The organism is Xanthomonas bonasiae (assembly GCF_014836395.1).
In the GTDB taxonomy this organism is placed as follows: Bacteria; Pseudomonadota; Gammaproteobacteria; order Xanthomonadales; family Xanthomonadaceae; genus Xanthomonas_A; species Xanthomonas_A bonasiae.
Map to the genome: position 1 here is coordinate 367,689 of NZ_JACSQX010000002.1, position 23,515 is coordinate 391,203.

General features: G+C 70.7%; 22 protein-coding genes. 18 read left to right on the plus strand and 4 right to left on the minus strand.

Features of this window, described 5'->3' with window-relative positions; translation table 11 throughout:
• Nucleotides 1-39: 39 nt before the first annotated feature.
• The 9 genes from H9658_RS04360 to H9658_RS04400 all read left to right on the plus strand — a co-directional run bounded on the left by H9658_RS04360 (nt 40) and on the right by H9658_RS04400 (nt 9,067).
• Complete coding sequence (locus H9658_RS04360) at nt 40-3,189, plus strand: TonB-dependent receptor (RefSeq protein ID WP_191824481.1); 3,150 nt, start codon at nt 40-42, stop codon at nt 3,187-3,189.
• A gap of 95 nt (nt 3,190-3,284) precedes the next feature.
• Nucleotides 3,285-4,112, plus strand: coding sequence for a Slam-dependent surface lipoprotein (locus H9658_RS04365; protein ID WP_191824482.1), 828 nt, complete (start codon nt 3,285-3,287; stop codon nt 4,110-4,112).
• Between the two features lie 114 nt (nt 4,113-4,226).
• Entirely contained in the window at nt 4,227-5,720 is a 1,494-nt protein-coding gene (locus H9658_RS04370) for a surface lipoprotein assembly modifier (protein ID WP_191824483.1), read from the plus strand.
• 73 nt (nt 5,721-5,793) lie between these two features.
• On the plus strand, nt 5,794-6,402 hold the full coding sequence (locus tag H9658_RS04375; RefSeq protein ID WP_179566937.1) for a biliverdin-producing heme oxygenase: 609 nt from the start codon (nt 5,794-5,796) through the stop codon (nt 6,400-6,402).
• A 25-nt stretch (nt 6,403-6,427) separates the two neighbouring features.
• Entirely contained in the window at nt 6,428-6,823 is a 396-nt protein-coding gene (locus H9658_RS04380; RefSeq protein ID WP_179566939.1) for a YbaN family protein, read from the plus strand.
• Nucleotides 6,823-7,167 carry a hypothetical protein gene (locus tag H9658_RS04385; RefSeq protein WP_191824484.1) on the plus strand — a complete coding sequence of 115 codons (345 nt, stop codon included), beginning with the start codon at nt 6,823-6,825 and terminating at the stop codon, nt 7,165-7,167. Before H9658_RS04380 ends, H9658_RS04385 begins: the two co-directional genes overlap by 1 nt.
• Nucleotides 7,157-7,897, plus strand: a complete 741-nt coding sequence (exbB, locus tag H9658_RS04390; protein WP_225209732.1) for a tonB-system energizer ExbB — start codon at nt 7,157-7,159, stop codon at nt 7,895-7,897. Before H9658_RS04385 ends, exbB begins: the two co-directional genes overlap by 11 nt.
• Before the next feature lie 10 nt (nt 7,898-7,907).
• Complete coding sequence (gene exbD / locus H9658_RS04395; RefSeq protein ID WP_191824486.1) at nt 7,908-8,336, plus strand: TonB system transport protein ExbD; 429 nt, start codon at nt 7,908-7,910, stop codon at nt 8,334-8,336.
• Nucleotides 8,333-9,067: an energy transducer TonB gene (locus tag H9658_RS04400; RefSeq protein ID WP_191824487.1), complete on the plus strand. Its 735-nt coding sequence runs from the start codon at nt 8,333-8,335 to the stop codon at nt 9,065-9,067. The genes exbD and H9658_RS04400 overlap by 4 nt, the downstream gene beginning before the upstream one ends.
• A gap of 46 nt (nt 9,068-9,113) precedes the next feature.
• On the opposite strand, the gene H9658_RS04405 is transcribed toward H9658_RS04400, so the two are convergent.
• Nucleotides 9,114-9,974 carry a YicC/YloC family endoribonuclease gene (locus tag H9658_RS04405; protein ID WP_191824488.1) on the minus strand — a complete coding sequence of 287 codons (861 nt, stop codon included), beginning with the start codon at nt 9,972-9,974 and terminating at the stop codon, nt 9,114-9,116.
• Nucleotides 9,975-10,083: 109 nt separating this feature from the next.
• Between H9658_RS04405 and rph the strand changes: the two genes are divergently transcribed.
• The 8 genes from rph (at nt 10,084) to pepQ (ending at nt 18,012) form a co-directional block, all read left to right on the plus strand.
• Nucleotides 10,084-10,809, plus strand: coding sequence for a ribonuclease PH (gene rph, locus H9658_RS04410; RefSeq protein WP_046981340.1), 726 nt, complete (start codon nt 10,084-10,086; stop codon nt 10,807-10,809).
• The gene (locus H9658_RS04415; protein WP_191824489.1) at nt 10,806-11,198 is read left to right on the plus strand and encodes a VOC family protein; all 393 of its coding nucleotides are present in this window, start codon (nt 10,806-10,808) and stop codon (nt 11,196-11,198) included. Before rph ends, H9658_RS04415 begins: the two co-directional genes overlap by 4 nt.
• A complete protein-coding gene (gene rdgB, locus H9658_RS04420) occupies nt 11,195-11,794 on the plus strand; it encodes an RdgB/HAM1 family non-canonical purine NTP pyrophosphatase (protein ID WP_191824490.1) in 600 nt (199 codons plus the stop codon). Before H9658_RS04415 ends, rdgB begins: the two co-directional genes overlap by 4 nt.
• An 11-nt stretch (nt 11,795-11,805) precedes the next feature.
• Nucleotides 11,806-12,114: an antibiotic biosynthesis monooxygenase family protein gene (locus H9658_RS04425; RefSeq protein ID WP_179566955.1), complete on the plus strand. Its 309-nt coding sequence runs from the start codon at nt 11,806-11,808 to the stop codon at nt 12,112-12,114.
• 249 nt (nt 12,115-12,363) lie between these two features.
• Nucleotides 12,364-13,515, plus strand: a complete 1,152-nt coding sequence (gene hemW, locus H9658_RS04430; RefSeq protein ID WP_191824491.1) for a radical SAM family heme chaperone HemW — start codon at nt 12,364-12,366, stop codon at nt 13,513-13,515.
• Nucleotides 13,516-13,600: 85 nt separating this feature from the next.
• Nucleotides 13,601-16,090 carry a DUF1631 domain-containing protein gene (locus H9658_RS04435; protein WP_191824492.1) on the plus strand — a complete coding sequence of 830 codons (2,490 nt, stop codon included), beginning with the start codon at nt 13,601-13,603 and terminating at the stop codon, nt 16,088-16,090.
• Complete coding sequence (locus H9658_RS04440; protein ID WP_179566961.1) at nt 16,087-16,428, plus strand: PilZ domain-containing protein; 342 nt, start codon at nt 16,087-16,089, stop codon at nt 16,426-16,428. Before H9658_RS04435 ends, H9658_RS04440 begins: the two co-directional genes overlap by 4 nt.
• 255 nt (nt 16,429-16,683) lie before the next feature.
• Nucleotides 16,684-18,012 carry a Xaa-Pro dipeptidase gene (pepQ, locus tag H9658_RS04445; protein ID WP_191824493.1) on the plus strand — a complete coding sequence of 443 codons (1,329 nt, stop codon included), beginning with the start codon at nt 16,684-16,686 and terminating at the stop codon, nt 18,010-18,012.
• Nucleotides 18,013-18,130: 118 nt separating this feature from the next.
• Here the strand turns inward: pepQ and H9658_RS04450 are convergent, their stop codons facing one another.
• From H9658_RS04450 to H9658_RS04460, 3 genes are all read right to left on the minus strand, one after another.
• The gene (locus H9658_RS04450; protein ID WP_179566965.1) at nt 18,131-19,132 is read right to left on the minus strand and encodes a hypothetical protein; all 1,002 of its coding nucleotides are present in this window, start codon (nt 19,130-19,132) and stop codon (nt 18,131-18,133) included.
• A 65-nt stretch (nt 19,133-19,197) separates the two neighbouring features.
• Nucleotides 19,198-20,523 (minus strand): aminopeptidase P N-terminal domain-containing protein, encoded by a 1,326-nt coding sequence (locus H9658_RS04455; protein ID WP_191824494.1) that lies wholly within the window; start codon nt 20,521-20,523, stop codon nt 19,198-19,200.
• 4 nt (nt 20,524-20,527) lie between these two features.
• Nucleotides 20,528-21,073, minus strand: coding sequence for a YecA/YgfB family protein (locus H9658_RS04460; RefSeq protein ID WP_191824495.1), 546 nt, complete (start codon nt 21,071-21,073; stop codon nt 20,528-20,530).
• Nucleotides 21,074-21,234: 161 nt separating this feature from the next.
• Here H9658_RS04460 and H9658_RS04465 point away from each other — a divergent pair, with 161 nt between their 5' ends.
• Nucleotides 21,235-23,454 carry a putative bifunctional diguanylate cyclase/phosphodiesterase gene (locus H9658_RS04465; protein WP_191824496.1) on the plus strand — a complete coding sequence of 740 codons (2,220 nt, stop codon included), beginning with the start codon at nt 21,235-21,237 and terminating at the stop codon, nt 23,452-23,454.
• Nucleotides 23,455-23,515: the final 61 nt, after the last annotated feature.

Below are 23,515 nucleotides of genomic sequence, written 5' to 3' on the forward strand. Positions count from 1 at the left end.
TCGTTCGCATCAAATACCTTCCTCCCGATACCCGACTCCATGTCCATCGCCACCGCCGCCTTGCGCAAGGGCCGCTCGCCTGCCTGCCGCACCCTGCTCTCCAGCGCCCTCGCGTCCACCCTGCTCGGCATCTCCACCATTGCGCATGCGCAGTCGCCGATCCCCACGGCGGGCGCACAACAAGCGCGCTACGCCATCGACCTGGACGCCCAGCCGCTGCCCGACGCGCTGGTGAAACTGTCCGCACAGACCGGATTGCAAGTGCTGTACAGCCGGCAGGAACCCTACGGCCTCGTCGCTCCCGCAGTGAAGGGCGACTACAGCGCCGAGCAGGCGCTGCAGCGGCTGCTGCAGGGCAGCGGCCTGGTCCCGCGGCGGACCGGTGCCAATGCGGTCACCCTGGAGACCGCGGCGCACGACCCGGCCCAGGCCGAACGCGAGCCTACGATCGTCACCGACACGTTGAACGTGGCCGGGGCCGCCCGCGGCACCGCCACCGGCAGCGCGCGCGATGCGCAGGGCTACGACGACGTCTACGACCTGGACCTGTCGAGCGCCTACATCGGCCGCAGCGAAGTCGAACGCTACAAGGGCGCCACGCCATCGGACCTGCTCAACGGCGTCGGCGGCGTGTTCAGCGGCGACGCCCGCAATAGCGGTGCGCTGGACATCAACATCCGCGGCATCCAGGGCCCCGGCCGCGTGCCGGTGACGATCGACGGCACCGAGCAGGCGCTGACGGTCTGGCGCGGCTACAACGGCGCCAGCAACCGCAACTACATCGACCCGTTCCTGATCGGCGGCATCCAGATCCTCAAGGGCCCGTCGCTGACCCGCAACGTCACCACCGGCGTCGGCGGTGCGATGGTCATCGACACCCTGGACGTGGACGACGTCGTCGCGCCGGGTCAGCGCTTCGGCGGCGAGTTCAAGCTCGAAGGCAGCAGCAACGCGACCTCGCCGCGGCTGCCGACCCTGCACACCGGCGAGGACTACCGCACGGTGGAAGGCTTTCCGCAGGACACGCCGGCCATTCCGTATGCGGACCAGACGCTGCGGGTCACGCCCAGGACCGGCGGCGGCGGCTACAACGTCTTCGCCGGCGAGGACTACGCCTACCGGATGTCCCTGGGCTGGCGCCCGAGCGACCGGCTCGACCTGCTGGCCGCCTATGCCTACCGCGAACGCGGCAACTACTACGCCGGCAAGCGCAACACCGGCTACTACAGCGACGAACGCAGTTCCTATGCCGAGGACTACATCACCTCGATGGCGAACTACTGGAAACCCGGCAACGAGGTGACCAACACGTCCAGCCGGATGGAATCGTGGCTGTTCAAGGCCACCTGGCGCATCGACGACGCGCAGGCGCTGCAACTGGGCTACCGCGACAGCCTGTCCCACTACGGCGAGATCATGCCCTCGCGGATCATGAACTCGCAGGACCGCGGCGCGATCCAGTGGCCGCTGAGCCGGGTCGACGCCAAGGCCTACAACCTGGAATACAAATGGCGGCCCGAGGACAGCCGCTGGATCGACCTGTACGCCAACCTGTGGCGTACCGACACGGCCAGCGACACCTACACCGCCGGCGGCTTCCCCAACTTCGCCCAGGGCGATCCGCAGTGGGGCTACGACCCCACGCTCAAGAACACCGCGCTGGCCAACGCCAGCAACACGCGCAACGGCATCACCCTCAGCAACAAGATCCGCTTCAGCGATACGCTGGACCTGACCCTGGGCGGCAGCTGGCAGCGCGAGAAGCTGCGCTCGGACGACGCCTACTTCGGCACCAGCGACGGCTGGCGCATGTACCCGCGCGCCGGACGCCGCCAGGAATGGCAGGCGAACTTCAATGTCGAGTGGCGGCTGCTCGATGTCCTGACCGTGGGTGCAGGTGCGCGCTACACCTCGTATTGGGCCTACGACGATTTCCTCGCCGCCCACCCGGGGCAGATACAGGCGAGCGCGACGACCGGATACAACGTCGAATACGCCACCACGCAGGCCTATACCCAGCAGGAACGCGAGGCGATGGCCGGCGAGAACCTGGAGGTCTACAAGATGCTGCTGGACCTGGGCGCGATCACCCAGGACATCTACGACCAACTCGCCAACGAGCTGCTGGCCGCGCTGCCGACCAGCTATACGGTGAACCACAGCGTGCCCTGGGAAGCGGACGCCGACGGCAACTACAGCAAGTCCGGCAACGCCTGCCTCAACGGCACGCTGGACGGGGTCGCGAACGTCGTCGATGGACTGTGCCGGGCCACCGCGGTCGGCACCAGCTACGTCGCGCAGGCGAGCAAGCGCAAGGACCACGGCTGGGTGCCGTTCTTCTCGGCCACGCTCGACTTCGGCGACCACAGCCGCGCCTATCTGCGCTACGCCGAGACGGTGCGCTATCCGAGCATGTTCGAGAGCACGCTGGCCTTCTCCGCTTCGATCAATCCCTGGGGACTGAAGCCCGAACACGCCTACAACTGGGAGCTGGCCTACGTCCACGACCTCGGCCACCTGCTGGGGCCAGACGCGACCGCCGACGTCAAGCTCGCCTACTACGTGAACAAGACCCGCGACGTGATCGAGCGCGATCCGCGCTTCAAGTTCGACAACGTCGACAAGCAGACCATCCGCGGCCTGGAATTGCAGGCCCGCTACGACGGCGGCCGTCTGTTCACCGACCTGGGGGTGAACTACAGCCTGGAGAACCGGGTCTGCGACGAAAGCACCGCGGCCATCCTGAGCACCAGCAATGGCTATGCGCTCGGCAGCCAGGCCGTGCCAACCTGCGTGGACTACGGGTTCGTCGGCGGTTACCTGCTGACCCAGGCCGCGCCGGAACTGTCGGCGACCTGGTCGCTGGGCGGGCGTTTCCTCGACCGGCGCCTGGAGATCGGCGGGCGCGCCATCTACTTCAGGCAATACGAGAACCCCGACCTGGACTGGTACCGCGCGCACTCGATCCAAAGCGGCGGCGGGCGCCTGGTCTACAACTTCAACGTGCCGTTCTCCTGGGGCACGACCCTGATCTTCGACGCCTACGCCAGCTACAAGCTGCGCGAGAACCTGAGCGTGGAGCTGACCGGCACCAACCTGACCGACCAGTACTACGTCGACCCGGCCACGCGCTCGGCGGTGGCCGCACCCGGCAGGACCCTGAAACTCAGCCTGTCCGCGCGCTTCTGAGCGCGGCGGCGGCTGGCGAGCTTGGAGAAGTGACCGTAAAGGACAGGACGTCCGCACCAACGCAGTACCTCAATCCGCAAAAGGAGATTGGCAATATGAAGACGCAACGCACACTGTCCGTGTTCGCGCTGTCCGTGCTCGCCGTGGCCACCATCGGCGCCAGCCAGGCGGCGAATTTCAAGGGCGCCTCGAGCAACACCGGCAACGTCCAGGTCGGCGAATCCGACGTCAACGGCGGCCCGCACAGCAGCGGCAAGGCCGGCATTTCCGTCAACTCGACCGGTCTGGGCAACGAAGTCGATTTCCAGGGACTCACCGCCTACAGCGTCAAGACCAACAGCGCGGTGGACTGGAACAAGGACGGCAGCAGCGACGGCACCAAGCTCGTGCACAAGCTCAACTTCCCGTATACCGGCGCGCCGGACAGCCACGACAATCTGGGCGTGTTCGTGTTCGCCCAGGTCGGCGCGCAGGACGTGTGGTTCGGCGAATGGTCCGCGTACGGCACCAGCGGCGACAGCACCCGCACCGTCTACTACATCGGCGACAACGGCGACACCACGGTGCCCACCACCGGCTCGGCCACCTACAACGTGGTCGGCATCAACAACTACAACGCCGCGGCCAACGGCGGCAACGGCAACCTGCTGTCGGGCGTGTTCACCGCCAACTTCGGCAGTGGCACGCTGACCGGCAGCATCGCCAACAGCAGCAGCGGCTACACGGTGAACATCGGCTCGGCCACCATCAACAGCAATGCCAGCATTTCCGGCAGCACCGCGCTGGCGACGCAATCGGGCAGCCTGGTGGCCTCCGGCGGCGCGGTGTCCGGCCAGTTCTACAGCGGCCAGACCGCCCTGGCCGGCATCGTCAACTTCAGCGGCACCCAGTACGACACCGCCTTCGGCGGCACCAAGAACTGAGCATGACGCGCTGAGCGTTCGCTCTGCGCCGTTCCGTCGATGATCCGGGCAGGACAAGCCAAGGCCAAGCCAGTCCTGCCCACCACCACCTGGCCTATCGAGTCGATGCACCCCATGTCTCCTGCGCGGCCTGCGCTGCTCGCCGCCCTGCTCCTCCTGGCAGCGTCGCTGCCGGCGTTTCCTGTCGCCGCACAGGAACGCGACGATACCCGCCGCATGCTCGACCAGAGCGTGGAGCGGCATGCGTTGCAGCGCGAACGCGAGCTGCTCAAGGACGAACTCGACGACGATGGGCCGCGTCCGACGCTGGACATCAAGGGCAAGTCCTACACCGTCGAGCGCAGCGCCAGCGACCTCGGCCGCGCGCTGTACCTGTCCATCCAGCAAAAGCGGTGGGACGCGGCGCAACGCTTCCTGGCCGAGTACCTGACCCTGGCCGACCACGACCCGCTGCTGCTGCACTACGCGCAGGGCGCACTGGCGCGGCGCGATGGCCGCTATGCGGACGCCGAGCGCCACTACCGTGCGCTGCTCGCGCTCAAGCCCGATTTCCTGCCCGGCCGCCTGGAGCTGGCCCGCGTGCTGTTCGAGGACCAGCAGGACCGCGAGGCGGGCGAGCTGTTCGACGCCATCGCCGCCGCCGTCGATGCCGGCGACCCCAGGACCGCCGGGGTGCGCAAGAGCGTGCAAGCGTTCCAGCGCGCGCTGGCCAGCCGCCGCGCATGGAGCGGCGCGTTCGCGTTCGGCCCGACCTGGAACGACAACCTCAACCGCAGCTCCGCCAGCCGCACCTGCCTGCTCGCCGACAGCAGCGGCTTCTGCTACATCGACCGGCAACTGCCGGCCGCGATCGGCGCCGGCGGGGTGGACTACGACGCCAGCCTCGACAAGCGCCTGCCGCTGCGCGGCCATCACGGCCTGTATCTGCGCTCGCTGCTGTTCGGCAACGGCTACCGCGGCCACAGCGCCTACAACGAACTGACCACGACCACCCAGGCCGGCTACAGCTACCGCAGCGGCCGCCATGGCATTTCGCTGGCGCCGTCGTTCGAGTACTACGCCTGGGGCAACGACGCGCTGTACGCGGCCTGGGGCGTGCACGGGGAATGGAACTGGACACTGTCGCCCAGTTCGCTGCTGAAGCTGGAAGCCGACTACAAGGACATGCGCTACCGGCGCCAGGACTATGCGCGCAACTACGACGGCGGCCTGCGTTCGGCCTACGCCACCTATTTCCGCAGCCTGGGCGCGCGCTGGACCGTGTTCGGCGGCGTCGATGTGGTGGCCAGCGATGCGCTGCAGGCCGCGAACGGCTACCTGCAGCGCGGCGCGCGGCTGGGTGCCTCGCTGCAGTGGCCGGCCGGTTTCGTCGGCAGCGCGTTCGCCTCGTACCGGCGCCGCGACTACGACGCCTACAGCGCCGTGCTCGGCGCGCGCCGCCGCGACGACGAGCAGAACTACACCGTCGCGCTGAAGGCGCCGCGCCTGGCCTTCGCCGGCTTCACCCCGCTGCTCAGCCTGCGCCACAACCGCGTGCACAGCAACGTGGACTGGCTGTACGGCTACGACAAGAACGCGATCAGCCTAAAGCTGGAGCGCGTGTTCTGAACCCGGCACGGCGTGCCGATCATTCCTCCCTACCCACCCGCGCAACCCGCCCTGCCGACCACGAGCCCGCGCCATGACCGAATGCTTCGCCGACACCACCACCCGCAGCCAGCGCCTGAAGGCCGCCACCCACGCAGCGCACGCGCGCCTGGACCAGCGCATCATGGCCGCGCAACCGTTCGCATCGCGCGCGAACTACGCGCGCTTCGTGCAGGTGCAGTACTGCTTCCACTGCGACATGGAGAACGTGTACCGCAATCCGGTGCTCGCCAGCGTGATCCCGGAACTGGCGCAGCGGCGGCGCCTGCCGCAGTTGCTGGCCGACCTGGCCGACCTGGGCGTCGCGGTCCCCGCCATGCGCCCGCTCCCGGCGCCGGACGGCCGCCGCTACGAAAAACAGGTCGACGCGCTGGGCTGGCTGTACGTGGCCGAAGGTTCCAACCTGGGCGCGGCGATCCTGGCCAAGCTGGCCGCCCGGCTGGGACTGCACGAGCAGTTCGGTGCGCGCCACCTCGCAGGCCACCCGGACGGGCGCGCGCGGCATTGGCGCCAGTTCACCGCCGCGCTCGACAGCGTGCCGCTGGATCCTGCGCAGGAGCAGGCCGTGGTCGCTGCGGCGTGCGCCGCGTTCGATCGCGTCTACGCCCATGTCGATACCTATCTCCCGGCCGGCGCGCAATGAGCGCGTGCGCGCAGGAGGTGCGGCGATGTCGCTGAGCCGCGGCGCGTGGTGCTGCCTGGGCCTGCTGATGCTGGCGCTGGGCCTGATCGGCGCGTTGCTGCCGGTGATGCCGACCACGATCTTCCTGATCCTGGCGGCATGGTGCTTCTCGCACTCCTCGCCGCGCCTGGAGGCATGGCTGCTGCAGCATCCCCGCTACGGCGCCGCGTTGCGGCTGTGGCGCGAACAGGGTGCGATCACGCGCCGCGGCAAGTGCTTCGCCGGTGCCGGCATGGGCGTGGGCTACGTGCTGTTCTGCTGCGGCGCGCATCCGGGCTGGAAGCTGGCGCTGGGCGTGGGCCTGTTCTTCGCCGGCAGCGCCGCCTACGTGCTGTCGCGTCCGGCGCCGCGCCGCGCCGCCGATGCACCGGGAGCGCGGTGATGCCGGGCAAGATCCGCGCGCAGCGTCGCCGTCGGCAGGTGCGGCGCGCCGATCCGTGGTCGGCGCTGCTGCGCGGCGCCGGATTGAACGTCACCTCCGCGCGCCTGGCGGCGGTGCGGTTGGCGCCGCAAGTGCTCGGCGCGCACGGCCAGCTGACGCCGCAGCACCTGCATGCCGCCGCGCGCGACGCCGGCTACGCGATCTCGGCATCGGCCTGGTACCGGGTGCTGGCCTGCCTGCAATCGGCCGGCCTGCTGCCGGACGCGCCGCATGCCCAGGCCATGACGCAAACGCACACCCCCGCCCCCCGTTTCGACCCGCTGGATGACGACCATGCATGCTGACATCACCCCGCCCCCCGTGCTGCCGCCCGACCTGGGGCCCTGGCAGATGTTCCTGCACGCCGACCTGGTGGTGCAGGCGGTGATGGTCGGCCTGGCCATCGCCTCGGTCGCCACCTGGACGGTGCTGGTGGCCAAGAGCTGGGAGTTGGCGCGGCTCGGGCGGGCGCTGCAGGCCGCGCGCACGGCGCTGGCGCAAGCGCAGGACCTGGCCGATGCCGAGCGCCGCCCGCCGCTGGCGGTGCCCGCGGCGCAGCTGTTGCTGCGCGAAGCCCGCGCCGAACTGCAGCACTCCAGCGGCCTGCAGGACATGGCCGGGATCAAGGAACGGCTGGCCTCGCGCCTGGAACGGATCGAACTGGGCCATGCGCGGCAGCTGCGCAAGGGTACCGGCCTGCTCGCCACGATCGGCGCCACCGCGCCGTTCGTGGGCCTGTTCGGCACCGTGTGGGGCATCATGAACAGCTTCGTCGGCATCGCCCGCGCCAACACCACCACCCTGGCGGTGGTCGCGCCCGGCATCGCCGAGGCCTTGCTCGCCACCGCGCTGGGCCTGGTCGCCGCGATCCCGGCGGTGGTGATCTACAACCATTTCGCGCGCACCCTGGGCGGCTTGCGCCAGCAGCTGGGCGACCTGTCGGCCGGCGTGCAGCAGTTGGTGTCGCGCGACCTGGATCGTCAGCGCGCGTCCGGGCCCGCTGCGCACGGCGCGCCCATGGCCGGCACGGCCTGAGGACACCGGCATGGCGATCCGCAGCAACCGAGACGACGACGAGGATGCGCTGGACGAGCACCACGCGATCAACGTCACCCCGCTGATCGACGTGATGCTGGTGCTGCTGATCGTCTTCATGGTCGCCGCGCCGCTGGCCACGGTGCAGGTGCCGGTGGAATTGCCCGCCAGCACCGCGGCGCCGCAGCCCAGGGACCGCGACCCGGTCTACCTGACCCTGCGCAAGGACCTGAGCCTGCGCCTCGGCGACACCCCGATCGAGCGCGCTGCGCTGCAGCCGGCGCTGGACCGGCTGACCCGCGGCGACCGCACGCAGCGCATCTTCCTGCGCGCCGACCGCGCGGTGGCCTACGGCGAACTGATGCGGACCATGGACGCGCTGCGCGATGCGGGCTATCTGAAGGTCGCGCTGGTCGGGCTGGAGCCGGCCGGCCGATGAGCGCAGGACCGCGGACGCTGCGGCGCTGGCTGCTCAGCCTCGGCGGCGTACTGGCGGCGCATGCGGCGCTCGTCGCCGCGCTGCTGTGCTGGCCGCCGCGCGAACGGCCGCCGCCGCCCGCCGCTCCGGCGCAGGCGCTCATGCTGGAGCTGGCGCCGGCCCCGACCGCGCCGGCGGCGCCACCGACCGATGTGCCGCCGGGCCCGCCGCAGCCCGAGCAACGCCAGGCCCCGCGCGTGCGCGCGCCGCGGCCGGCACCGCCGCAACCGCCGCCGCAACCGCTGCATGCCGACCTGGAAGAAGCGCAGCCGTCGACGCCGGCGCAAGACCCACCGCAAGCGTCCAGCGCGGCGCAGGCCAGCGCCCCGCCCAGCGTGGCGGCGGCGCCAGCCAGCCGCTATGCCGCGACGCAGTCGCTGTCCGGTGCGGCGCAACAGCGGCGCGCCACCTGGCAGGCGCAGGTACTGGGGCATCTGCAGCGCTACAAGCGCTACCCGCGGCCGGCGCAACGGCGCCGGCAGGAAGGGGTGGTGCAGGTGCAGTTCGCGGTGGATCGGCGCGGCCATGCCAGCGCGATCCGCATCGTCCAGGGCAGCGGCCATGACGCGCTGGACAGCGAGACGCTGGCGACGGTGCAGCGGGCCAGCCCGTTGCCGGCGCCGCCGCCGGAGATCGAAGGCGACCCGGTGCAGGTGGTGGTGCCGGTGGACTTCTTCCTGCGCGAACGCTGACGCGGCCGCGCCACGCTGCGCGCGCCAGGTCCAAGCGCGCGGAGCGCTATTCCAGGTTCTGCACCTGCTCGCGGATCTGGTCGATCAGCACCTTCAGTTCCACCGCCGCGTTGGAGGTGCGGCTGTCCACCGACTTGGAGCCCAGGGTGTTGGCCTCGCGGTTGAATTCCTGCAACAGGAAATCCAGGCGCCGGCCGGCCGGCTCGGGCTGGCGCAGCACGCGGCGGATCTCCTTGATGTGGCTGTCGAGCCGGTCCAGTTCCTCGTCCACATCGAGTTTCTGCAGCCACAGCACCAGTTCCTGCTCGGCGCGGCCCGGATCGACCGGATGCGGCAGGTCCGCCAGGCGCGCGGCCAGCTTGGCGCGCTGGCCCTCGCGGATGGCCGGGATCAGTTGCTTCACCTCGGCGGCGACACGCTCGACCGCATCGACCCGCTCGACGATGGCCGCGGCCAGCTTGCCGCCCTCGCGCTCGCGCGCGGCGACGAACTCGGCCACCACCGCGTCCAGCAGCTCCAGCGCCTGCGCCTGCAGCGCGGCCGGATCGACCGCCTGGCCCTGCAGCACCCCGGGCAGTTGCAGCAGGTCGGCGAACTGCACCTGCAGTTGCGGGAAGCGCGCGCCGAGCCGCTGCGCGAGCACCGCCAGCTGTTCGACCAGCGGCTCGTTCACCGCCAGCGCCTGCGCGGCGTCGGGCGCGCGCAGGCGCAGCATCAGGTCCAGCTTGCCGCGGCTGACGCGGGCGGCCAGGCGTTCGCGCAGTTGCGGCTCCAGCGCGCGCAGCTCTTCCGGCAGGCGCACGCCCACTTCCAGGAAACGGTGGTTGACCGAGCGCAGTTCGCAGCCCAGCGTGCCCCAGGGAGTGATGCGCTCGGCGCCGGCGAAGGCGGTCATGCTGCGGATCATGTGGTGTTCCGGTGCGTGCAAAGCGCGAATGGTAACCTAGCGCCTCTCAGCTCCCACGGCCCGGCCCGCTGCCGCGCCCGGCCCTCACGACACCTCCGGATCGATCCCCATGTCCTTTTCCCGTCCCAGTGGCCGCACGGCCGATCAGCTGCGCCCGGTGCGCATCGAACGCGCCTTCACCCGCCACGCCGAAGGCTCGGTGCTGGTCAGCTTCGGCGACACCCGCGTGCTGTGCACCGCCAGCGTGGAGAACCGGGTGCCGGGCTTCCTGCGCGGCAAGGGCGAAGGCTGGGTCACCGCCGAATACGGCATGCTGCCGCGCGCCACGCATTCGCGCTCCGACCGCGAGGCCGCGCGCGGCAAGCAGGGCGGGCGCACGCTGGAAATCCAGCGCCTGATCGGCCGCGCGCTGCGCGCCTGCGTGGACCGCAACGCACTCGGCGAGCGCACCATCACCCTGGACTGCGACGTGCTGCAGGCCGACGGCGGCACCCGCACCGCGGCCATCACCGGCGCCTACGTGGCGCTGATGGACGCGGTGAACTGGCTGCAGAAGCGCGGCGACCTGAAGAAGCCGGTGGTGCTCGGCGCGGTCGCCGCGGTCTCGGTCGGCGTCTACCGCGGCACGCCGGTGCTGGATCTGGATTACGCAGAGGACAGCGACTGCGACACCGACATGAACGTGGTGATGAACGACGGTGGCGGCTTCATCGAAATCCAGGGCACCGCCGAAGGCCATGCGTTCCGCCGCGACGAACTGGATGCGCTGCTGGCATTGGCCGAAACCGGCATCGGCCAACTGCTTGCCGCCCAGCGCGAGGCGCTGGCACGGTGAAGCGACGGATCGCGCTGACCACGCTGGTCGTGGCCGACTACGACGCGGCGATCGCCTGGTACACCGGCAAGCTCGGCTTCGTCCTGCTGCAGGACGTGGCGCTCGGCGACGGCAAGCGCTGGGTGGTGGTCGGCCCGGGCGGCAGCGACGATGCCGCGCTGCTGCTGGCCGAACCCGGCGACGCCGCCCAGCGCGCGCGGATCGGCGACCAGACCGGCGGGCGCGTGGACCACTTCCTGTACACCGACGATTTCGCCCGCGACCACGCCGCGATGCTGGCGCAGGGCGTGGAGTTCCTCGAATCCCCGCGCGCGGAACCCTATGGCACGGTCGCGGTGTTCCGCGACCTGTACGGCACCAAGTGGGACCTGCTGGAACCCAAGCAATGAAGAAACTGGTCCTGGCCAGCAGCAATGCCGGCAAACTCGAAGAACTGCATGCGCTGCTCGACGGCGCCGGCATCGACCTGGTCGCGCAGTCCACGCTCGGCGTGCGCGATGCCGACGAGACCGGCCTGACCTTCGTCGAGAACGCGCTGCTGAAGGCACGCCACGCCGCCCAGGTCACCGGCCTGCCGGCGCTGGCCGACGACTCGGGCATCTGCGTGGACGCGCTGCGCGGCGCGCCGGGGCTGTACTCGGCGCGCTACGCCGGCGAACACGGCAATGCCGCGGCCAACATCGACAAGCTGCTGCATGCACTGCGCGACGTCCCCGACGCGCAGCGCACCGCGCATTTCTATTGCGTGCTGGTGCTGCTGCGGCATGCCGAAGACCCGCAACCGCTGCTGGTGGAAGGCAGCTGGCGCGGGCGCATCCTGCACGCGCGCGCCGGCGACGGCGGCCACGGCTACGATCCGGTGTTCTTCGATCCGGACCACGGCCAGAGCGCGGCGCAGATGCCGCTGGCGCTGAAGAACCGGATCAGCCACCGCGGCCAGGCGCTGGCGCTGCTGCGCAGGCAACTGGCGCACTGGGACACCTGAGGGAGACGCCGATGTTCGTCACGATCTGGGAATACGAGGTGGCCGAAGGCCAGGCACAGGCATTCGAGACGCTGTACGCCGCCGATGGCGCCTGGGCCGCACTGTTCGCCGAGTACCCGGGCTACCTGGGCACCGAACTGCTGCGCGCGCAGGCACCGGGCGCCTACCTGACCATCGACCGCTGGCGCGACGAAGCCGACTACACCCACTGCCTGGCGTACGGCCGCGAGCGTTACGCGCAGCTCGACCGGCTCGGCGATGCGCTGACCACTGCCGAGCGCTGCGTGGGCTACTGGGGCCTGTTAACGCGATCGGGATAGGCCACGTTGCCGTGTCCGGTGCCCAGGCGGTCGCGCACGGCGCCGCGGCAGGCTGGCCGCCTGTCCAAGCCGTGCGCGGCCGCCTGGGCGCCGGACACGGCAACCCGGAGGGCCGCGCTTAGGCGCGCACGGTGCCGCGTCATCACTCGGTCTCTTATCGACATAAGCTCTCTCGTTCTTCCTTGCCCCGCACGCGCCTAAGCGCGGCGTGGCCTATCCCGATCGCGTTAACAGGCCCCGCACCGCACCATGCTGATCCCGCCCCCGCTGTCGCTGTACGTGCACCTGCCCTGGTGCGTGCGCAAATGCCCGTACTGCGATTTCAACTCGCATGCGGCCAAGGGCGCGCTGCCGTTCGACGACTACGTGGACGCGCTGATCCGCGACCTGGACCAGGACCTGCCGCTGGTCTGGGGCCGCACCGTCCAGACCGTGTTCTTCGGCGGCGGCACCCCCAGCCTGTTTCCGGCCGAGGCGATCGACCGCTTCCTGCAAGCGGCCAGCGCGCGCCTGCGCTTCGCGCCGAACCTGGAGATCACCCTGGAGACCAACCCGGGCACCGCCGAGCACGGCCGCTTCGACCGCTATCTGGCGGCCGGGGTCAACCGGCTCAGCTTCGGCATCCAGAGCTTCGACGACGCCGCGCTGCAGCGCCTGGGCCGGATCCACGACAGCGCCGACGCCGAGCGCGCGGTGAAGCTGGCCCAGGACGCCGGCTACGCCAATCTCAACCTGGACCTGATGTACGCGCTGCCGCAGCAGACCCTGGCCGGGGCGGAGAGCGACATCGCGCGCGCGCTGGCGCTGCAGCCCACCCACATCAGCCACTACCAGCTGACCCTGGAACCGAACACGGTGTTCGCCGCGCGCCCGCCGCAGGGCATTCCCGAGGACGACGACGCCTGGGACATGCAGGAGCACTGCCAGGCGCTGCTGGCCGCCGCCGGCTACGCCCAGTACGAAGTCAGCGCCTACGCCCGCGACGGCTACCAGTGCGCGCACAACCTCAACTACTGGAAGTTCGGCGACTACCTGGGCATCGGCGCCGGCGCCCACGGCAAGATCAGCTCCGGCGCCGAGCAGAGCATCCTGCGCCGCTGGAAGACCAAGCATCCGCAGGCGTTCCTGGCCGCCGCCGGCACCCCGGCGGCGATCGGCGGCGACGACTGGATCGGCGCCGAGCGGCGCCCGTTCGAGTACATGCTCAATACGCTGCGCCTGAACCAGGGGTTCGCGCTGCGCGACTTCGCCGTGCGCACCGGCCTGGCGCCGGAGACGATCGCCCCGGCGCTGGCCCAGGCGCAGGCGCGGGGCTGGTTGCAGGTGGAATCCGGGCATGCGCTGCCGACCGAACTGGGACGGCGCTTCACCAACGACGTGGTCGCCCTGTTCATGCTCTGAACGCTGCGCCAGGCCGCCGCCAACATGGTTGCGCCGCCAGAAACGTGTTACATACCGGACCCGGAAATCAAACGGCGATCACAGGATGTCATTGTCTGCCATTCCGTCGGCAAACCCGGCGACGCTCGCCAGCGCCGCCCTGCCCACGCGCGTGCGCGACATCCTGGAGGCGCTGAAGGCCTTGCTGTGGCAATCGCTGGAGGCGCCGTTGCAGTCGACCCTGAGCGAGCTGGAGCGCGAGCTGTTCGACCAGGCCGAACGCGCGCGCAACAGCCAGCTGCAGGAGGACATCTACCAGGAACTGCAAGGCCTGCGGGCTCGCCGCGAGCGCTTCGCGCCGTTCTACAAGGCGCAGCTGGAAGCGGCCCTGGCCACGCTGCGGCTGCCGCTCGCCCCGGTCGGCCTGCTGCGCCAGGACAAGGCCAGCGCGGCGATGCAGATGCTGACCCTGGTCGCCGACGTGGACATCGACCGCGACATCGTCCTGCACGACATCGCCCGGCGCGAGGCGGCGCGGGCCAGCACCCCGCTGCAACTGCTCGGCCAGCGTTTCGGCGTGCTCGCCGCGCGGCCGGCGTTCGAAGCCGAACATACGCCGCTGGGGCCGCACCTGCTGTGCCGGATCCTGCGCGAGGCCGGCGAGGAATTGCGGCTGGGGCTGGACGCGCAGCTGACCCTGTACCGCGCCTTCGAGCGCCAGGTGCTGGTCCGCTACGGCGAGATCGTGGAACGCGCCAACGTGCTGCTGGCGCACGCCGGCGTGCTGCCCGGCCTGGTCTACCTGCCCTACGTGGCGCGGCCGACGACCGCAGCACCCGCCGCGGCCGCCGGCAACCGCGGCGCGGCACGCCCTTCCTCCGCCACGCGCCCGGCCACCAGTTGGTCCGGACAGGCGGCACCCGGCGGCTGGTCCGGCCCGGGCCCCGGCGCCGCTGGCGGCGAAGCGGCCCTGCCGAGCGCAGCGCCCCCGCTTCCGCCGCCGATCGCGGCCACCCCCGGGACGGCAGCAAGCCCCGCGCCGGCCGCGCCCGGCAACGCACCGACCGACCTGGCCACGCTGCGCCAGCTGCTCGCCGCCGCGCGCGACCGTGCGACGGCGCCCGCCGCGCGGATGGCGCCGGCCGGGACCACCGGCACCGCTCCCGCAGACGCCGCCCACGCTGCCGCAGCGACAGCGATGCCTGCGTCGTCCGGCAACGTCCCGATGCCGGCGCCCCGCGCCGCCGCCACGGCCAGCGCCCCCGGCGTGCCCACCGCATCGCTGCTGCAGGCCCTGGGCGAACTGCAGGCGCAGCCGCCAGCGCACAGCACCCTGGCCGGCCTGCGCGGACGTCGCCAGGTGCGCGACGTGCAGGCGGCGCTGCTGGCCACGCTGCGCACCGAACATGGGCCGCAGGCGGCGCTGGCACCGCAGGATGCCGACACCTTCGACCTGCTCGGCCTGCTGTATGCGGAGATCGAACGCGAAGTGCGCAGCGACGCGCCGGCCGCCGCTCTGCTGGAGCGCCTGCAGGTTCCGCTGGTGCGCGCCGCGCTGCAGGACAGCGCGTTCTTCGTGCGCAGCCAGCATCCGGCGCGCGAGCTGCTCAATGCGGTCGCCGAGTCCGGCGCCACCTGGCTCAGCGAAGAGGACACCGATCCGCAGCTGCTGCTGAAATTGAACCAGACGGTCGACCGGGTAGTCGAGGAATACGAAGGCGACGAACAGGTCTTCGAGCAGGCCCACCAGGACATCCAGGCGCAGTACCGCGCGCTGGCGCACAAGGCCGAGATCGCCGAGCGCCGCCACATCGAGGCCGCGCGCGGCAAGGAACGGCTGGAGGTGGCCAAGGAATTGGCCAGCTCCACGCTGGAAGCGCTGTGCCGGACCTGGCAGCCGCCCAAGTTCGTGCAGGCGCTGCTGAACCAGGCCTGGTCCGATGTGCTGACCCTGACCCTGCTGCGCCAGGGCGAGGACTCCGACGCCTGGCGCGAGCGCCAGCAGCTGAGCCAATGCATCGCCGAGGTCACCTGCCGCGCCAGCGGTGGCGAACCCGACCCGGAGCTGGCCAGCGAAGTGCGCAGCGCCCTGCTGCAGGTCGGCTACCACCAGGACGAAGCCGAAGCGATCGCGCGGCGCCTGTCCACTCCGGGCGGCGGCGACACGCTGACCTCGCGCACCGAACTCAGCGCCAAGTTGAAGGCGCGCACCCGCCTCGGCGACCAGGGCGAGGATGGCGAGCGGCCGCTGCTGGCGCCGCGCAACGACGCCGAGCAAGCGGCCTACGCGCGGCTCCGCAGCCTGCCGTTCGGCACCTGGTTCGAATTCGTGACCAACCAGCAGGGCGACCTGAAACGGCAGCGGCTGTCCTGGTACAGCCCGATCACCGACCGCGCCCTGTTCGTCAACCAGCGTGGCCACAAGACCGCCGAGTATTCGCTGGATGCGCTGTCGCGGCTGCTGGCGCAGAGCCAGGCGCGGATCGTCACCGAGGACCGCGCGCGTCTGATCGACCGCGCCTGGCACGCCACCGTGCGCGCGCTGCGCACCCTGGCCGGCGCGCCGGTCCCCGCCGACACCCTGGAGGACGCATGATCGCCGAAGCCCGCCGTTCGCCGCGCCGCCAGGTCCCGGACATGGTGCCGGTGCTGGACATGATGGAAGACGCCGTGGTCGGCCGGCTCGGCAACCTCTCCGAGAGCGGCATGCTGCTGCTGGCGTCGGCGCCGCTGCACGACGACGCGCTGTACCAGTTGCGCTTCGCGCTGCCGCAACTCGGCCGCGACGTGCAGATCGACGTCGGCGTGCACCTGCTGTGGAGCGAACGCGCGCAGGCGCCGGGCCAGGCCTGGGCCGGCTTCCGCTTCCTGACCATCTCGCCGGCGCATCGCGACCTGCTGCGGCAATGGATCAAGTCCGGGCCGGCCGGGTAGGCATCGCTGGCATCCCCTGTAGGAGCGGCTTCAGCCGCGACAGGATCCATCGGTAAGGCCTGTCGCGGCTGAAGCCGCTCCTACAGGTTCCTCCATCGCCTGGAAGAAGATCCGGCCGGCCTGGCGACGGCTGTCGCTTCCCGGCTACGCCTGGGCATGGCCGCATGCCATGCGTGGGCACGCGGTGCGTCACCACGCTCGCGCCGTTTGCGGCAAACTTGGCATCCAATTTTCCGCATCGCCGAACGAGTCGCCATGAGCCAGCAAGACCCCAGCGCCCTGTACGCCGCGCACCTGCGCACGCTGGCGCAACGCGCCGACACCGCGCTGGCGCGCGGCGGCTTCGACCATCTGCTCGTGCCCAGCGGCAGCCTGCACTACCAGCTGTTCGACGATCGCGACTATCCGTATGCGGTGAACCCGCAGTTCAAGGCCTGGCTGCCGCTGACCCGGGTGCCGAACAGCTGGCTGGTATACACCCCGGGACGCCGCCCGCAGCTGATCTTCCACCAGCCGCGCGACTACTGGCACGTGGTGCCGGCGGCGCCGAACGGCTGGTGGGTCGAGCATTGCGACATCCACGTGATCCGCACCCCGGAAGAGGCGCTGGCGCTGCTGCCGGGACCGGCCGGGCACTGCGCGATCCTCGGCGAAGCGCAGAGCGCGCTGGGCGACTACGTGCCGAACAATCCGGACGCGGTGGTGCAGTACCTGGAATACCACCGCGCCTACAAGACCGCCTACGAACTGGCGCTCATGCGCCAGGCGCAGCGCCTGGCGGTACGCGGCCACCGCGCCGCCGAAGCCGCGTTCCGCGACGGCCGCAGCGAGTTCGAGATCCACATGGCGTATTGCAGCGCGGTCGGCCAGGACGCCAACGAACTGCCGTACGGGAACATCATTGCGCTGAACGAGCACGGCGCGGTGCTGCACTACACCGAACTGGAGCGGCAGGCGCCGGCGCAGCGGCGCAGTTTCCTGATCGATGCCGGCGCCTCCGCGCACGGCTACGCCAGCGACATCACCCGCAGCTATGCCGCCGACACCGGCAGCGAATTCCAGGCGCTGATCGACGCGGTCGACGCCGCGCAGATCCGCATGGGCCAGGGCGTGCGCGCCGGCGTGGACTACAAGCAGTTGCACCTCGACGCGCACCTGGCGCTGATGGGCGTGCTCAAGGACTTCGGGGTGATCACCGTGTCGCCGGAAGCCGCGCTGGCCACCGGCGTCAGCGCCGCGTTCTTCCCGCACGGCCTCGGCCACCCGATCGGCCTGCAGGTGCACGACGTGGCCGGCTTCGCCGCCAGCGACCGCGGCGGCCGCATCGAGCGCCCCGCCGGCCATCCCTATCTGCGCATGACCCGCGTGCTCGAACCGGGCATGGTGGTGACGATCGAACCGGGCGTGTACTTCATCGACATGCTGCTCGACGAGGTCAGGAAGAGCGGCCATGCCGCCAGCGTGGACTGGAACCGGGTCGAGCAGTTCAAGCCCTACGGCGGCATCCGCATCGAAGACGAAGTGGCGTGCACCGAGGGCGAACCGGAGAACCTGACCCGGCCGGCGTTCGCGGCAGCCGCCTGATCACAGCGGACGCGCCGTCGCGGATGCGCTCGGGCCAGCATGCTTATCCCCCATGCACGCGCGGCTGCATCGCCAGGCCGCGCCGGGGCCGTCTTGAAGTCGCTCGGCGGCGCCGCGCTCACTTCCCGGTCAGCGCGTAAGGACCGCGGTTGAAACTCATCGGCATCAGGTCGTAGCGCCGTTGCCCGGCCTGCGCAGGATAGGGCGCGGTCTTGAAATCGTGCGCAAGCGCTTCGAGTCCGCGCGCCGCGTTCGGCGAGGGCAGCGCCTCGACCACCAGGGCCGACTCGGGGCGTCCGCCCTGCGGATCGCCACGCAGCAAGAACAGGCTCAGCGCAGGCGTCACCGGCAGATCCATCGGGCTGTCGAGGACGGTCTTGCGTCGCTGGTTCTCGGCGCGCGCGGCCAGTCCACTGTCCTCTCCTGTCGACTGCGCCTGCAGGGCATCGATCTGCGCGAACAGCATCCGGTCCAGCACGCCGCCCCACTGTCCGCGGAATTCGTTGAACCAGGCGAGTCCGAGCGCGTCGCGGTCGCCCGCCGGCATCGCCGCATAGCAACGCTCCAGCAGATAGGCGTGGTAAGCGGTATCGCGATTGCGCTGGCTGGGACGCAGCGTGCGGCCTTCGATCGCGCGGGCGCGGGTGGTGAACTCGCGATCCAATGCCACCCAGCCCTGCGCCCATTGCAGTGCCGGCTTGGCACGGCCTGCCGACAACTCCAGTTCCGCCAGCGACGCCAGCGCCAACAGCGGGCAACGCGGCATGCCCAGGCACCGCTCCAGCCAATAGCGCGCGGTATCCGGCTCGCGCGGCACCAGATGCGCCGGATGCGCCTCGCCATTGCGGTACAGCACGCCGAGCACGTAGGCCGACATGCCGTCGCCCCTGCCGGCCAGCGCGACCAACTGCGCCAGCATCTGCTCGCGCGCCGCAGGCGCCGAGCGCGCCGACAACAAGGTCTGCAGATCTTCGAGCGCCAGCGTCGGCACCGCTGACGGCACTGGCGCCGAGGCGGCAGCGGCAGGCGATGGTGGCGCCGCCGCGTCCTGGGCAACCGCCTCAGCAGCGGCAGCAAGGCACAGCGCTGCCGCAAGCACTGCCTGCATCCATTTCTTCATGCCTGCCCCCTCCCCCCGGAAGCAAGCTACTGTGCGCAACCCGCGTGACGTACGCAAGCGCAGCGTCAATCACCGGCCATCAAGCCTTCGATCTCTTCGGCGCTGCGCTCCAGCGCGGCGGTCAGCACGCGGTGGCCGTCGTCGGTGATCAGCACGTCGTCTTCGGTACGGATGCCGATGCCGCGCCAGCGCGGCTCCACCTGCTTGTCGTCGGCGGCGATGTACAGCCCCGGTTCGATGGTGAAGACCATGCCCGGCTCGAGCAGACGCGAGGCGCCGGCCAGCTTGTAGTCGCCGACGTCGTGCACGTCCAGGCCGAGCCAGTGCCCGGTCTTGTGCCGGTAGAAACGCCGGTAGTCGCCATCGGCCAGGTTCCGCTCCAGCGTGCCCTTGAGCAGGCCCAGCCGCAGCAAGCCTTCGGTGAGGGTCTGCACCGCGGCTAGATGCCCGGCCTCGTAGGCGACGCCCGGCCGCGCCTGCGCCAGCGCCGCCGCATGCGCCGCACCGACCAGATCGTGCAGCGCGCGCTGCTCGGCGCTGAAGCGGCCGCTCACCGGGAAGGTGCGGGTGATGTCGGCGGCGTAGCCGCGGTACTCGGCACCGGCGTCGACCAGCACCAGTTCGCCGTCGCGCAGGCGCGCGGCGTTGGCGCGGTAGTGCAGCACGCAGGCGTTGGCGCCACTGCCGACGATGCTGCCGTACGCCGGCCAGGCGTCGCCGGCGCGGAACTCGCGCTCGATCTCGGCCTGCACCTGGTATTCGTGGATGCCCGGCCGCGCCAGCCGCATCGCCGCGCGATGCGCGGCCACGCTGAGGTCGGCGGCGACCTGCATCAGCGCGATCTCGTCGCGCGACTTGAACAGGCGCTGCTCGTGCAGCAGGTGGCCCAGTTCCAGGAACTCGTGCGGCGGCTGCGCGCCATGCCGCACCTGCTCGCGCACCCGATTGACCCAGCCGATCAGCTTGAGGTCGAAATCGACGTCGCGGCCGAAGTGGTAGTACACCCGCGAGCGGCCTTCCAGCAGGCCCGGCAGGATCTCGTCGAGATCCTCGATCGGGTACGCATCGTCCATGCCGTAGCGTTCCACCGCGCCTTCCTGGCCTTCGCGCGGGCCGTCCCAGGCCTCGCGCTCGGGATCGCGCTCGCGGCAGAACAGCAGCGCCTCGCCGTGCTTGCGGCCCGGCACCAGCACCAGCACCGCCTCCGGCTCGGGGAAACCGCACAGGTACCAGAAATCCGAATCCTGCCGGTACGGATAGTGCGTGTCGTGGCTACGGACCCGCTCCGGCGCGCTCGGCAGCACCAGGATGGCGTGGTCGCCGGCCATGTCCATCAGGTGTTTGCGCCGACGCGCGTATTCGCCCGCGCCGATGCCGGTGAGTCGCTTCATCGCGTCAGTTCAGGCGTTGCCGATGGCGCGGGCCGAGCACGCAGTCGCTGTGCAGCAGCAGCGCGGCCACGCGCACGAATTCCTCGATCTCGGCCAGCGCGTCCTCGTCCTCGTCGGCGCTGTCGAAATCGTCGGTGCTGGCCTGGGCCAGCCGCGCCAGATCCTGCAGCGACTCTTCGCCTTCTTCCGACAACGGCGGCTTGGCGCCGGCGGCCAGGCCGAACCCGCCGAGGAAGCCGCGGCACCAGTCGAACAGGGCGTCGGCGCGCTCGGACAGCGGCGCGCCGGCATCGGCCAGAACCAGGTCGAAGGCGAAATCGCGGTCCTCCAGTTGCGCGGCGGTGGCCTCGCGCAAGCGGTCCAGCACGTCGCCGCGGCGCGGCGCGGCGATGCCGGCATCGGCCAGCACCGCGGCCGGCCACGCCGCCAGGTCGGCGCCGCCGCCGGCCAGCCAGCCGCACAACGCGCCGTGGAGTTCGGCCGCCGACGCGGCCAGGCCCAGTTGCTGGCTGGCTTGGGTGACGTCGTCGGCGCTAGGAAGTTCGATCATGGACGCAAGGCCTGTTGTGCGCTCGCCACGGAGAGTCGGGGCCAGCGGCGGAGCGGGACTGCGCAGTGTAGCAATCCGCATGTGTCGCGCTGCTTGTGAAGGCTTCCGGCGGGCGCCTACACTCCACCACCCCCTTTCCTGACCGAAGCCCTCTTCCCGCCATGTCGATCGAGCACGTCGCTGCGGGAATTGCCGGCCATGCCGGAACGGATTGGCGCTGGGGTTGGGCCGCCGCAGCGGCGATCCTGGCGGTGGCCGCGCTGGTTTCCGCGCTGCAGGCGCTGCACTGGCGGCGGCGCATGCAGCAACAGCAGCAACGCCAGCAGCAGCTGCAACAGCGCGACCGCCATCTGAAGCTGGCGCTGTGGGCCTCCGGCGAGCACTTCTGGGATTACGACCTGCAGCAGCGCAAGCTGCGCCGCATGCGCGCCGACGAGGCGGCGCCGCATGCGCAGGAGATCACCATGGTGATCCGCGAGGACGATCCGCTGCGCATCCACCCCGACGACGTGCCGCAGGCCGAGCGCGCGCTGCGCGAACACCTGCAGGGCCTGACCCCGGTCTACGTGGCCGAGTACCGGGTGGACCTGGCCGGCGACGGCGTGTGGCTGTGGGCGCGGGTGCGCGGCCGCGTGGTCGACTACGACGCCGCCGGCAAGCCGCGCCGGCTCGCCGGCACCGCACGCGACATCACCTCGCACCGCCAGGCCGACCTGGAACGGCGCATCGCCAGCGAAGTGCTGCGCAGCATGAGCGAGGCGGTCGCGGTGCTGGACGAAGACTTGCGCTTCATCTCGGTCAACCCGGCCTTCACCCGCATCACCGGCTACAGCGAACGCGAGGTGCTCGGCCAGCCGATGACCCTGCTCGACCATGCGCCCGACGTGCCCGCCGCGCCGCCGCTCGAGCGCGGCCGGTCCTGGCGCGGCGATGCCTGGAAGCGGCGCAAGGACGGCCTGGAAATCCTCTGCCACGTGCGCCGCAACACGGTCGTCGACGCCGACGGCCGGCACAGCTTCCACGTGGTGGTGCTGGAAGACATCACCGACCAGAAGCGCGCCGAGCAGGAACTGCGCTACCTGGCCAACTACGACACGCTGACCAGCCTGCCCAACCGCGCGCTGCTGTCCGAGCGGCTGGCGCGCGCGATCGTGCGCGCGCGGCGCCAGGGCAGTTCGGTGGCGGTGCTGTTCCTGGACCTGGACCGGTTCAAGGACATCAACGATTCGCTCGGCCATGCGGTCGGCGACCGGGTGCTGCGCGCGGTCGCCGAACGCCTGCAGCAGGCGGTGGGCCCGCAGCACACGGTCGCGCGCCTGGCCGGCGACGAGTTCACCGTGGTGGTGGAGGACATCGCCGATCAGGCCGAGGCCGAAGCCGTCGCCACGCGCGTGCTGGCCGCGTTCGATGCGCCGCTGCAACTGGAGGATCGCCGCGAAGTGGCGATCTCCTCGTCGATCGGCATCTCGCTGTTCCCGCAGCACGCGTTGCTGCCCAGCGAACTGCTCAAGCATGCCGACACCGCGATGTACCAGGCCAAGGCCGCCGGGCGCCGCAACGTGCAGGTCTATTCGGCGCGCATGGACGAGGCCACCCGCCACCGCGCCACGCTGGCCAGCAGCCTGCGCAAGATCCCGTTCGACCAGGAGCTGAAGCTGGTCTACCAGCCGCGCTATTCGCTGCGCGAGCAGCGCGTGGTCGGCGTGGAAGCGCTGCTGCGCTGGCACAGCGCCGATTTCGGCACGGTTTCGCCGAGCCAGTTCATCCCCCTGGCCGAAGAAACCGGGCTGATCCTGGAGATCGGCGAATGGGTGCTGCGCCAGGCCTGCAGCACGCTGCGCGAATGGCGCCAGCTGGGCCTGACCGACTTGTGCATGTCGGTCAACGTCTCGGCGATCCAGCTCGAGCGCGGCGACCTGCCGGCGTTGATGGCGCGGATCCTGGCCGAGACCGGGGTCCCGGCCGGCAACGTCGAGCTGGAACTCACCGAAAGCGTGGTGATGTCGCAGGTTGGCAAGAACGCCGCCACCCTGCACGCCTGCCGCGCCCTGGGCCTGGCCCTGGCGATCGACGACTTCGGCACCGGCTATTCGTCGCTGGCCTACCTGAAGCGCTTGCCGATCAACACCTTGAAGATCGACCAGGAATTCATCGGCGACCTGACCCGCGATCCGGACGACGAGGCGATCACCAGCACCATCATCGCGATGGGCCACTCGCTGACCCTGAAAGTGGTCGCCGAAGGCGTGGAGCTGCCCGGCCAGCTGGCCTTCCTGCGCCAGCACGGCTGCGACGAGATCCAGGGCCATCTGGTCGCGCCGGCACTGGAACCGGACGCCTGCCTGCAGTTGCTGCGGCAGCCGCTGCTGCTGCCCGCCTGAGCGGCGGCCGTCGCGCCGTCCGCCGGCGTCTTGACCGCCGCTCGGGCGCATGCCTATCGTG